Source organism: Pseudomonas sp. P4_C3, from assembly GCF_056402075.1.
In genome coordinates this window covers 1-11,680 of record NZ_JBFUIC010000141.1, presented here as the reverse complement: position 1 = coordinate 11,680, position 11,680 = coordinate 1, and the positions used below count along the sequence as shown (strand labels likewise).

Sequence of the window (11,680 nt, the reverse complement as noted above, 5' to 3'; positions counted from 1 at the left end):
CCACCCGCTTCAGCATCGCCGCCCTCGCCCAGGCCGCTTCGGTCAGCGAACCGACGGTCAACCGTTTCTGCCGTTCGTTCGGCGTCAGCGGCTACCCTGAGCYCAAACTGCAACTGGCCCAGAGCCTGGCCAGTGGCGCCGCCTATGTCAGCCGTGCGGTGGAGGCCGATGACAATCCGGAGGCCTACACCCAGAAGATCTTCGGCAGCGCCATCGCCTCGCTGGACAGCGCTTGCCAGGCACTCGACCCGAACCTGATCAGCCGCGCCGTCGACCTGCTGATCCAGGCGCGGCAGATCCACTTCTTCGGCCTCGGCGCCTCGGCCCCGGTGGCACTGGATGCGCAGCACAAGTTCTTCCGCTTCAACCTCGCCGTCACGGCCCACGCGGATGTGCTGATGCAGCGCATGATTGCCTCGGTGGCCCACACCGGCGAGTTGTTCGTGATCATTTCCTACACCGGTCGCACCCGCGAACTGGTGGAAGTGGCGCGCATCGCCCGGGAAAACGGCGCCTCGGTGCTTGGCCTGACCGCCGAGAACTCGCCACTGGCCAAGGCCAGCACCCTGAGCCTGAACATTCCGCTGCCGGAAGACACCGACATCTACATGCCGATGACGTCGCGGATCATCCAGCTGACCGTGCTGGACGTGCTCGCCACCGGCATGACGTTGCGCCGGGGTGTGGATTTCCAGCCGCATTTGCGCAAGATCAAGGAGAGCTTGAATGCCAGCCGGTATCCGGTGGGCGACGAGTTCAATTGATCCAATATTTGCGCTGACTGATCCGGCCTCATCGCGAGCAAGCTCGCTCCCACAGGGGATTTGGTTTGAACATTAAACTTGTGTTCACCGAAGATCCAATGTGGGAGCGAGCTYGCTCGCGATGGCGCCAGTCCAGACAACATCGAAATCGAACTACCCCCCCACCCGCGCCTGTAAACTCAAATGCGCCCGCTCCCCAGGCGCAAGGCACAGGCTGTCCGTGCCGCCGCTCGCCGCTTCGACACAGACAAATTCGGATATCTCGTTCCAGGTCACGCCGAGCAACGGCCGCGAGCCGGGATGCCACACCACCGTGTCGGCCGTATCCCCCGTATCGATGCACAAAGCCCGCTGCCAGGCGTGGTCATTGAGCTGCAATTCACCGTCATGCTGGAACACCCGCTGGCATCCGCCGTCCACCCGTAATTCGCCTTCCTGCTGACAAACCTGCCGGCTCAACTGGTCGTAACCCTGCGCGCCTTCGAGCCCAGACAGCGCTATCTCACTGACATCGCCAATACGCCAGTAAGCATGCAAAGCCTGGCTCAGCTGGCACGGCATGTCGTCCTGATGCTCGGTGCTCAGACGCAGCTCCATGCGCTCACCCAAGTGGGCGTGCAAGTCCACCTGCCAGTCGCACAACTTCAGCTGCCAGTGCAATCGCACGCCGTCGTCGTCACTGCTGCTGTCGAGCAGCTTCCAGTCGAGCAACCGCGCCCAGCCATGGGACGGCCAGGCGTTTTCGCTCGGATGCCGGCCATACCACGGCCAACACACCGGCACGCCACCGCGAATGGCACCGACCTGCGGCCACTTCGCCGCGCACCACAGCCAGGGTTTCTGGCCCTTGGGCTGGAAGTGCAGCAACTGCGCGCCTTGACGACTGAACACCGCCTGACACAGCGGATGATCGATCACCAGCACATCGCGCATCTGATAGCGCTCCCACGCAAACACGGAGCGCTCGCGCAAGGATTTGAAGAAGCGTTGTAGCGGATGCTCAAGCATGTGCCACGGTCCTGAAATCAACTGTCACCGGGGTGCGCGACCCGCAAAAAAAAGCGGACAGCCATGGCTGTCCGCAAATATGCGCACATGGAGAGAAGCTTATCGCAGACGCGTTAGAACACCGACTGAATTTTCAGGCCAGCCACCAGCGCGTTGTCGACTTCATCCACACCACCCGGGTGCGTGACGTATTGCAGGTTGGGGCGTACGGTCAGCCAGTTGGTCACGTGGAAGCCGTAGTTGATCTCGTAGTTGTATTCGGTTTCACGAATGGGCGAGAACAGCGGATTGTCGTATTCCGAAACACCATTGGCCGCGTTGGTCAGCTCGGCGTTTTTCTTCACGTCATCGTTGACATGGATACGGGCGAAACCGATGCCGACGTCATCCTTCGGACGCGCGTCGAACGGGCCCTTGTACACAAACATCAGCGACTGGTAGTTGTCGATGAAGTTGGTGTCCTTGTCGTGGAAAGTGGCGTTGGCCGCGATGTTCAGACCGCGAGAAGCGTCACCGTTGTGACTGGTGAGTTGCTGCTGCGCGACGAACCAGTAGCCATGCTTGCTATCGTGGACGCGAAAAGGGTTGCCCGTGGTCGCTGCGTCCTGGCCATTGTCGTCCTCGCGCACGTCGTCGGCAGGCGCAGTGCTTTTGTAGTAACCGACACGGTATTCGCCCGGCAGGTTGTTGACCTTCGGCGACCAGACCAGCTCGACCGGCAGGACGGTGCCATTGGTACCACTGCCGCTGAGCTTGAAGCCGTTACCGTGTTCCAGTTGCGACGTGTTCTGGTTGTACGCGCCAATCTGGGCGTAGAGCTCGTCATTGATGTTGTACTTCACGCGGATCGCCGCCTGCATCACCGGCCAGTTGTACCAGATGTTGGTGGCCCAGTTACCCACCTGGGATCCGCAGAACGCCAGGTTCTGGAATTCGCACGGGAAGGTGTTGAAGTCTTCACCTTCACCGAAGTAACCGGCTTTGACGTCCAGTTTGTTGTCGAGGAACTGGTGCTGAATCCACAACTGGGTCAGACGTACCATATGGCCACGACCGAAGACTTCCTGCGAGGAACTCAAGGTGCCGGCACGCGGATCGCCGATACGGTCGTTGGAGATGTTCTCACCGTTACGGTTGGTGAGCTGGATCTTGGCCTGGGTGTTATCCCAGCCGAACAGTTTCTCCAGGTCCAGCGCCGCGCCCAGGCCAAACTGGTCGGCGTAGCGCGCGGTCTTGTCATCGTTGAAACCGCCATGCAGGTTGCCGCCGACTTCACCGACGTAGTCCATCTTGATGTCGATGCCTTGCTCGATCAGCTTGGTACGCTCGCCCCCCCAGTCGCCCGTCATCCACTTGGAGTCGGAGCTGAACGCTTCATCGGCCATCGCATTGCCGGCCAGAACCAGTGCTGCCGCTGCTGAAACCTGGCAGATCAACCGGGCCTTGTTCTTCATCTTCATCCCTACTTCCTCGTTTTATTGTTATTAACTTTTCTTCTTTAACGCGGTTACATCAGTTGCGACGGAGGTCTCCACCCGACGCATATCCCCCCCTGTAGGAGCGAGCTTGCTCGCGATGGACGCAATGACGACGCGTACTCTCTGATCAAATGCGGCGCCATTGAGATCATCGCGAGCAAGCTCGCTCCTACAGTTTTGTTCTTCAGCGGCCTTTGAATTGGGCCACGTTGTCAGCATGCGCCTCGGCTTTCGGCACGCCGGCAACCCCCAGCCGCTCCCCGCTCTTGGCATCGAACAGCAGCACTTTCGCCGGGTCGAATTGCAGGGTTAGGGTCTCGCCCACGGCAGGCGCCACGTCCGGCGCCAGGCGGCAGCAGACCTTGGTGTCGTTGAGGTTGACGAAGACCAGGGTGTCGGGACCGGTCGGTTCGGTGACCTGGACTTCGGCACGAATGGTCGGCAAACCGTTCGCTTCGCCGTTGGCCAGGATGATCTGCTCAGGGCGCATGCCGAGGATCACTTCGCGGTCTTCGAGACCGGCGTCCTGCATGCCCAAAGGCAACTCGCAACGGGCCTGACCGCTGTCGAGCAGCGCCAGCAGTCGACCGTCCTTGCGCTGCAGGCGCAGCGGGATGAAGTTCATCGGCGGCGAACCGATGAAGCTCGCCACGAACAGGTTGGCCGGGTTGTTGTAGATGTCTTTCGGCGTGCCGAACTGCTGGATGATTCCGTCCTTCATCACCGCCACTTTGTCGCCCAGGGTCATGGCTTCGATCTGGTCGTGGGTCACGTAGACCGTGGTGGTTTTCAGGCGCTGGTGCATCAGTTTCATTTCGGTGCGCATCTCGACCCGCAGCTTGGCGTCGAGGTTGGACAGCGGTTCGTCGAACAGATAAATCTTCGGCCGCCGCGCCAGTGCACGGCCCATCGCCACACGCTGTTGCTGTCCACCGGAGAGTTGGCCGGGTTTGCGGCTGAGCAGGTGTTCGATCTGCAACAGCTTGGAAACCCGAGCGACTTCTTCGTCGATTTCGGCGGTGGGCATTTTGCGGATCTTCAGGCCGAACGCGATGTTGTCGCGCACGCTCATGGTCGGATACAGCGCGTAGGACTGGAACACCATGGCGATGTCGCGATCCTTGGGGCTCATGCCGCTGATGTCGGCGTCGTCCACCAGGATCGCGCCGCCGCTGATGGTTTCCAGGCCGGCGATGCAGTTCATCAAGGTCGACTTGCCGCAGCCCGACGGGCCGACCAGGATCAGGAATTCCCCGTCATCGATTTTCAGTTCGATGTTTTTCAGGGTGTCCGGCAAACCGGCGCCGTAGGTCTTGTTGACGTTGCGTAATTCGAGAGTTGCCATGTTCTACCCCTTGACCGCGCCGGACGTCAGCCCACGCAGGAAATACTTGCCAGCGAATATGTAGACCAGCAGTGTCGGCAGCCCGGCGATCATCGCGGCGGCCATATCAACGTTGTATTCCTTGGCCCCGGTGCTGGTGTTGACCAGGTTGTTCAGGGCCACGGTAATTGGCTGGGCATCGCCACTGGCGAAGACCACGCCGAACAGGAAGTCATTCCAGATCTGGGTGAACTGCCAGATCAGGCAGACCATCACGATCGGGATCGACATCGGCAGCAGGATTTTCAGGAAGATCGTGAAGAAGCCCGCGCCATCGAGCCGCGCCGCTTTGACCAGCGCATCCGGAATGCTCACGTAGTAGTTGCGAAAGAACAGCGTGGTGAACGCCAGGCCGTAGACCACGTGCACCAGCACCAGGCCGGAGGTGGTGTTGGCCAGGCCGAACTTGCCGAGGGTGAACGAGGCTGGCAACAGCACGGTCTGGAACGGCAGGAAGCAGCCGAACAGCAACAGGCCGAAGAACAGTTGCGAACCACGGAAGCGCCACATCGACAGCACGTAGCCGTTCATCGCACCAATAAACGTGGAAATCAGTACCGCCGGCACGGTGATCTTCACCGAGTTCCAGAAGTAGCCGCCGACCACGTCCCAGGCCTTGATCCAGCCGATGCCGTCGATCACGGTCGGCCAGCTCAACAGGTTGCCGGTGCGGATGTCTTCAGGGGATTTGAAACTGGTCAGCAGCATCACCACCAACGGGATCAGGTACACCGCCGCTGCCAATAGCAAGGTGGCGTAGATCGCGATGCGGCTGAAACTGAGCGTTGGTTTACCGAGTTGATTAGTCATGGCGTTTGCCTCGCAGCTCGGAGTACAAGTACGGCACAAGGATGGTCAGCACCGCGCCGAGCATCAGCATGGCGCTGGCCGAACCGATGCCCATCTGGCCACGGCTGAACGTGAAGGAATACATGAACATCGCTGGCAGGTCGGAGGAGTAACCCGGACCGCCCGCGGTCATCGCCGCGACCAGGTCGAAGCTCTTGATCGCGATGTGCGCCAGGATCATGAAGGCACTGAAGAACACCGGGCGCAGGCTCGGCAGGACGATCTTCAGGTAGATGGTCGGCAGGCTCGCACCATCGACCTGGGCGGCACGGATGATCGACTGATCGACACCGCGCAGGCCGGCCAGGAACATCGCCATGACAAACCCGGAGGCTTGCCATACGGCGGCGATCACCAGGCAGTAAACCACGCGATCCTGATCCACCAGCCAGTCGAGGCGGAAGCCTTCCCAGCCCCAATCCCGCAGCATCTTGTCCAGGCCCAGGCCAGGGTTGAGCAGCCATTTCCACGCGGTACCGGTGACGATCATCGACAGCGCCATCGGGTACAGGTAGACGGTGCGGATGAAGCCTTCCTTGCGAATGCGCTGGTCCAGCAGCACGGCGAGGAACACGCCCAGCACCAGGCTGATGCCGATGAACATGCCGCCGAACAGCGCGAGGTTCTTGCTCGCGACCCACCAACGGTCGTTGTCCATCAGGCGCATGTATTGCTGCAGGCCGACCCACTTGTAGCTCGGCATGAAGCTGGAGTTGGTGAAGGACAGAATGAACGTCCAGATGATGTAACCGTAGAAGCCAACCAACACGATCAGCATGCTCGGCGCGAGTACCAACTTGGGTAGCCAGCGTTGCAGCGCATCGAACGGTGAGGCTTTGCTGAAAACCGCCACAGAGCTCATCGGGATAATCCAGGTTTAGATGTAAGGATCGGAGTGCGATCCCTTGTAGGAGCTGCCGCAGGCTGCGATCTTTTGATTTTGTTTTTSAAAAWCAAGATCAAAAGATCGCAGCCTGCGGCAGCTCCTACAGGGGGGATGCCAAGGGATTACTGGGCCGCTTTGACAGCCGAGGCCAGTTGGGCGCTGGCCTTGGCCGGGTCAGCGTCCTTGTCGTTCATGAAGTTGGTGACCACGTCGAAGATCGCGCCCTGCACGGCCAGGGAGGTGGCCATGTTGTGCGCCATGCTCGGTTGCAGGCCGCCGGTCTTGTCGTCCGCGACAAAGTCCTTCGCCGATTTCTGGGCGCACTCGTCGAAGCCGAGCTTGTCCATTTCGTTCAGCATGTCGTTACGCACCGGGATCGAACCCTTGTTCATGCTGAAGACTTTCTGGAAGTCGGTACCCAATGCGACCTTGGCCAGGTCTTGCTGGGCAGCGATGTCGCCTTTGCGATCGGCCTTGAGCTTGAACACCGCCAGGGAGTCGATGTTGTAGGTGAAGGCTTTTTCAGTGCCCGGGAACGCTACGCACTGGTAGTCCTTGCCGGCGACTTTCTTCGCCGCAGTCCACTCGCTTTTTGCCCAGTCGCCCATCATCTGCATGCCGGCCTTGCCGTTGATGACGTCGGCGGCGGCGATGTTCCAGTCACGACCGGCGCGGTTCGGGTCCATGTAGCCGGTGATCTTTTTCAGCTCGGCGAACGACTGGGTCATCTGCGGGCCGGACAGGGTTTTCTGGTCCAGGTCGACCAGGGCTTTCTTGTAACCGTCGGCGCCCATGACCGAGAGCACCACGTCTTCGAACACGGTGCTGTCCTGCCAAGGCTGACCGCCGTGGGCGAGCGCGATGAAGCCGGCGGCTTTGAGCTTGTCGCCGGCGGCATAGAATTCTTCGAGGGTGGTCGGGGCTTTTTCGATCCCGGCTTTCTTGAATACTTGCGGGTTGATCCACAGCCAGTTGACGCGGTGGATGTTCACCGGCACGGCCACGTAATCGCCTTCGTACTTGACGGTGTCGGAGACTTTCTTCGACAGCAGGCCATCCCAGTTTTCCGACTTGGATACTTCTTTCAACGCGTCGGTGCTGAGCAGGCCAGTGCTACCCCACTCCTGGATATCCGGACCTTTGATTTGCGCGACGCCCGGCGGGTTGCCGGCTACGGCGCGACTTTTGAGTACGGTCATGGCCGTGGAACCGCCGCCACCGGCGACTGCGCCGTCCTTCCAGGTGAAGCCGTCCTTTTCGACTTGAGCCTTCAGGACATCGACTGCTGCTTTTTCACCACCGGAGGTCCACCAGTGAACGACTTCAACGGAACCTTTGGATTCAGCGGCAAGAACACTGAGGGGGAGCGCAGACAGGGAAGCGAGAGAAATGACAGTAGCGAGGCGAGAAATCGCATTCATCCAGGAGCACCTTTCTTGTTGTTATGCATGCAAGTCTATTGCTTGCGCTGCATAGGAGTTTAAACAGGGGATATCCCCTCGCAGGTAACGAAGGGATGCGCGAATGTCACCGCATGGTTACATAGAACCGCTCTGGGACAACTGCACCAGCGCCGTGGCCATGCTCGGCGCCAGCGCCAGGCGCGGAATCAATACGGCTTGCCAGGCGTGGTAAAGGTCAGGTTTGCCGGGCCAGATATCGGCACTCGGGCGGTTCAGCGGGTCGAGTTCGTGATGCCAGCTGCCATCGCAGCGGTCGATGAAATGACTGTCACAAAATTCCCAGAATAGTCGGTACCAGTGCTCGTACTGCTCATCGCCGGTACGTTTGAGTAGCGCACTGGCGGCGGCACTGGCTTCGCAATGGGTCCAGTGCAGGCGATGGCGGACCACCGCTTTGTTGTCCCAGTCCAGGGTGTAGACAATCCCCGGCGCGCCGTCGATGCTCCAGCCGTGACGGCAATTGTGCTCGAAGAGTTTTTGCGCGTCGGTGACCAGCCAGCCCGGCGTGAGCATCCCTGCTCTCACCCGCGAAGCTTCGAGGTGCAGCAACAATCGCGCCCACTCGAAACCGTGGCCCGGGGTGGTGCCGTACGGGCGGAAGCCGTCGGCGGGGTTGTCGTGGTTGTAGTCCCGCAGCGGCTGCCAGTCGCGGTCGAAATGCTCGATCACCAGGTAATCGTTGGCAGCGGCGTGACCATGGATCACTCGCTCGACAATCCGTTGGGCGCGGCTCAGCCAGCGGTTGTCTTCAGTGACATCGGCCAGGGCGAGGAAGGCTTCAGTGGCGTGCATGTTGCTGTTGGCGCCTCGGTACGCCTCCTCCTCGCTCCAGTCGCGATTGAAGGTCTCGCGCATCGCGCCTTCTTCTTCGCTCCAGAAACAGGTATCGATGATATCGATCGCATCATCGAGCAAGGCTTGCGCACCGGGGCGCTGCGCGACCACCGCAGAACTTGCCGCCAGCGCGACGAAGGCATGCAGGTAGGCGTTCTTGCCGGTGTTGCCATCGCGATGTTCGGCGGCCGCGAACCAGCCGCCATGCACCGCATCACGCAACGGCCCGCGCAGCGCCGCAACGCCGTGATCCACCAGCTCGGCAAAACCCGGCAAGCCCTGAATATGGGCCATGGCGAAGCTGTGGGTCATGCGCGCGGTGTTCATGGTCTGGGCTTGCGCATCAGCCGCGAGACGGCCTTTTCCATCGAGGTTGCCGAAGCCTTCAGGCAGCTTCGAAGCCTTGGCGAAGGCCAGCAGGCGCAAGCCTTCGGTGGCGAGCCATTGCTGATGGGCAGGTGCGTTCAGCCAACTGCTGAAGGCCGGTTGGAAGGTGTCCATGGCGTACCTTTTTTGTTGTTATGACTGTGGAGCAGCATAAACAACGGACGAAGGCGGGCTTGTAACGAAGGGGGTGGGGTTTGTCACCACTCAGTGACAAAGAAAGATCAAAAGATCGCAGCCTGCGGCAGCTCCTACGCCGATCTCTGTAGGAGCTGCCGAAGGCTCGGGCCGCGTTCGGACGATCTTTTGATCTTTCAATCAACCGAACGGGGCAACTGCAGGGTCACCCGCAACCCGCCTTCACGCAGATTCTGCAAACTCACTTCACCGCCATGGCTATGGGCAATGTTGCGGGCAATCCCCAGCCCCAACCCATAACCCTGCTGTTGCCCGGCCAGGCGGAAGTGCGGTTCGAACACCTGCTCCAGACGCTGCTCCGGTACGCCCGGCCCTTCATCATCGACGTGCAGGATGAACGCGCTTTCGTCGTCATCGATGTGCAGGTGCGCGTTCTGCCCATACTTCAACGCATTGTCGATCAGGTTGCCGATGCAGCGCTTGAGCGCCAGCGGTTTGCCCGGGTACGCCGCCAGCGCCCGCCCCTGCTGGGTCACGCGGCCGTTGCCGTTCGGTGCGAGATAGGGTTCCACTAGACAATCGAGCACATGGTTGAGATCCACCGGCTCGATGTTCTCGTGGATGTCGGTGTCTTTCACGCATTGCAGCGCGCCCTTGACCAGCAATTCGAGCTCGTCCAGATCGCGGCCGAACTTGGCTTGCAACTTCTCATCTTCCAGCAATTCAACGCGCAACCGCAGTCGGGTAATCGGCGTGCGCAAATCATGGGAAATCGCGCTGAACAACTGGCTGCGCTCGGTCAGGTAACGACTGATGCGCTCGCGCATGGTGTTGAAGGCGCGCCCGACCTCGACCACTTCGCTACCCCCGCCTTCGGCCACCGGTTCCACGTCGGCCCCCAACGACAGGTCCCGCGCCGCCCGCGCCAGGCGCTTGAGCGGACGACTCTGCCAGTGCACCAGCAGGCCGATGAACAACAGCAAAAAGCTGCTGGTCAGGACGATGAACCACACCTGCTGCGCCGGCAGGCCCTGCTCTTCAAGACTGGTGTAGGGCTCGGGCAAAAGCGAGGCGATGTACAGCCACTCGCCCGGCGCCATCTGGATCTGCGTGACCAGTACCGGCGGGTTCACCGGTTCCAGGGTCAGCGCGTAGTGCGCCCATGAGCGTGGCAACTCATCGAGCTTCAGGCCGCCATTGAAGATGCGCAGGTCTTCCGGGCTGACGAAGGTCACCGAGATGTCGGCGTCCTGACCGAGGGACTGGCGTAGCACTTCGTCCACCGCTTTGAGCACCGCTTCTTTGCGCGGGGTGATGGGCAGCACTTCCATGCCCAGGGGTTTGTCATTGAGCGTCACCACGAACCGGGTACCGCCCATGCTGCGCAACTGATCGAGCACCAAGGGCCGAAACGCCACTGGCAACGAACGAAAATAACTGACACTGGCCGTCATCGAATGGGCCAGGCTGCGGGCGCTGGTGACCAGGCCCTCGAGCTGCGTGGCACGCAGTTGCGATACCCAGATCACGCTCGACAACGCTTGGGCGAACAACACCGCCAGCAAGGTCAACAGCAACATCCGCCCGAGCAGCGAACGCGGCATCGGCACCTTGGCGGCGAGCTTGCGCAATAGCTTAGTGGCCATTGCTGGCAACCACATTGGCTGCCAGTTGGTAGCCGCTGCCGCGCACGGTGCGGATCAGCCGTGGCGGCTTTTCGGTGTCGCGCAGGCGCTGGCGCAACCGGCTGACCGCCATGTCGACGATGCGATCGAGGGGCATCAGTTCACGGCCACGAGTGGCGTTGCCGATGGTGTCGCGGTCGAGGATTTCCTGCGGGTGATCGAGGAACAGTTTCAGCAGCGCGAAGTCGGCGCCCGAGAGAATCACCTCTTCGCCGTCGATGTGAAACAGCCGATGGCTGACCATGTCCAGCCGCCAGTCATCGAAGGCCAGCACCTCACCGCCACTGCGCTCCTGACCGAACTGCGCACGGCGTAGCAATGCCTTGATCCGCGCCTGCAATTCCCGTGGGCTGAAGGGCTTGCCGAGGTAATCGTCGGCGCCCAGTTCCAGGCCGATGACGCGGTCGGCTTCGTCGGAACTGGCGGTGAGCATGATGATCGGCACCTGTGCCTGGCGTGGATGCTGGCGAATCCAGCGACACAGGCTGAAACCGTCTTCGTCGGGCAACATCACATCAAGGATCACCAGATCGGCCGGCGCGTCGTTCAGCGCCTGGCGAAAACCGGCGCCATCGGCGGTGGCACGCACCTGGAAACCGGCGCGGGTCAGGTAGGTGTCCAGCAACTCGCGTATCTCTTGATCGTCATCGACCAACAAAATCGACTTGTTGACTGAGCTCACGGGCGGCGTCCTTGTTGTTTGAATTGGGCGGATTATGCCTGATGCGCAAAATATACAAACACCACAGAAACAACTGTGGGAGCGAGCTTGCTCGCGATGGCGGAGTGTCAGTCCACAAAGATGTT

The 11,680-nt window shown here is 60.7% G+C and carries 10 protein-coding genes; 1 reads left to right on the top strand and 9 read right to left on the bottom strand.

What is annotated here, in order from left to right:
* Window positions 1-764, top strand: a 764-nt coding sequence (hexR, locus tag AC1DVH_RS19870) for a transcriptional regulator HexR (protein ID WP_477755243.1), incomplete at its 5' end; no start/stop codon positions are given.
* A gap of 153 nt (window positions 765-917) precedes the next feature.
* Here hexR and AC1DVH_RS19865 read toward each other — a convergent pair.
* The 9 genes from AC1DVH_RS19865 to AC1DVH_RS19825 form a co-directional block, all read right to left on the bottom strand.
* Entirely contained in the window at window positions 918-1,772 is an 855-nt protein-coding gene (locus AC1DVH_RS19865) for a D-hexose-6-phosphate mutarotase (RefSeq protein WP_477755242.1), read from the bottom strand.
* A gap of 113 nt (window positions 1,773-1,885) precedes the next feature.
* Complete coding sequence (locus AC1DVH_RS19860; protein ID WP_477755241.1) at window positions 1,886-3,232, bottom strand: carbohydrate porin; 1,347 nt, start codon at window positions 3,230-3,232, stop codon at window positions 1,886-1,888.
* A gap of 202 nt (window positions 3,233-3,434) precedes the next feature.
* Window positions 3,435-4,595: an ABC transporter ATP-binding protein gene (locus AC1DVH_RS19855; protein WP_477755240.1), complete on the bottom strand. Its 1,161-nt coding sequence runs from the start codon at window positions 4,593-4,595 to the stop codon at window positions 3,435-3,437.
* Window positions 4,596-4,598: 3 nt separating this feature from the next.
* On the bottom strand, window positions 4,599-5,444 hold the full coding sequence (locus AC1DVH_RS19850) for a carbohydrate ABC transporter permease (protein ID WP_477755239.1): 846 nt from the start codon (window positions 5,442-5,444) through the stop codon (window positions 4,599-4,601).
* Complete coding sequence (locus AC1DVH_RS19845; protein ID WP_008032969.1) at window positions 5,437-6,345, bottom strand: carbohydrate ABC transporter permease; 909 nt, start codon at window positions 6,343-6,345, stop codon at window positions 5,437-5,439. Before AC1DVH_RS19845 ends, AC1DVH_RS19850 begins: the two co-directional genes overlap by 8 nt.
* A 146-nt stretch (window positions 6,346-6,491) precedes the next feature.
* Entirely contained in the window at window positions 6,492-7,790 is a 1,299-nt protein-coding gene (locus tag AC1DVH_RS19840) for an ABC transporter substrate-binding protein (protein WP_477755238.1), read from the bottom strand.
* A 117-nt stretch (window positions 7,791-7,907) separates the two neighbouring features.
* Window positions 7,908-9,167, bottom strand: coding sequence for a D-mannose isomerase (locus tag AC1DVH_RS19835; RefSeq protein ID WP_477755237.1), 1,260 nt, complete (start codon window positions 9,165-9,167; stop codon window positions 7,908-7,910).
* Window positions 9,168-9,364: 197 nt separating this feature from the next.
* On the bottom strand, window positions 9,365-10,792 hold the full coding sequence (locus AC1DVH_RS19830; RefSeq protein WP_477755244.1) for an ATP-binding protein: 1,428 nt from the start codon (window positions 10,790-10,792) through the stop codon (window positions 9,365-9,367).
* 31 nt (window positions 10,793-10,823) lie between these two features.
* Window positions 10,824-11,555, bottom strand: coding sequence for a response regulator (locus AC1DVH_RS19825; protein ID WP_223548771.1), 732 nt, complete (start codon window positions 11,553-11,555; stop codon window positions 10,824-10,826).
* Window positions 11,556-11,680: the final 125 nt, after the last annotated feature.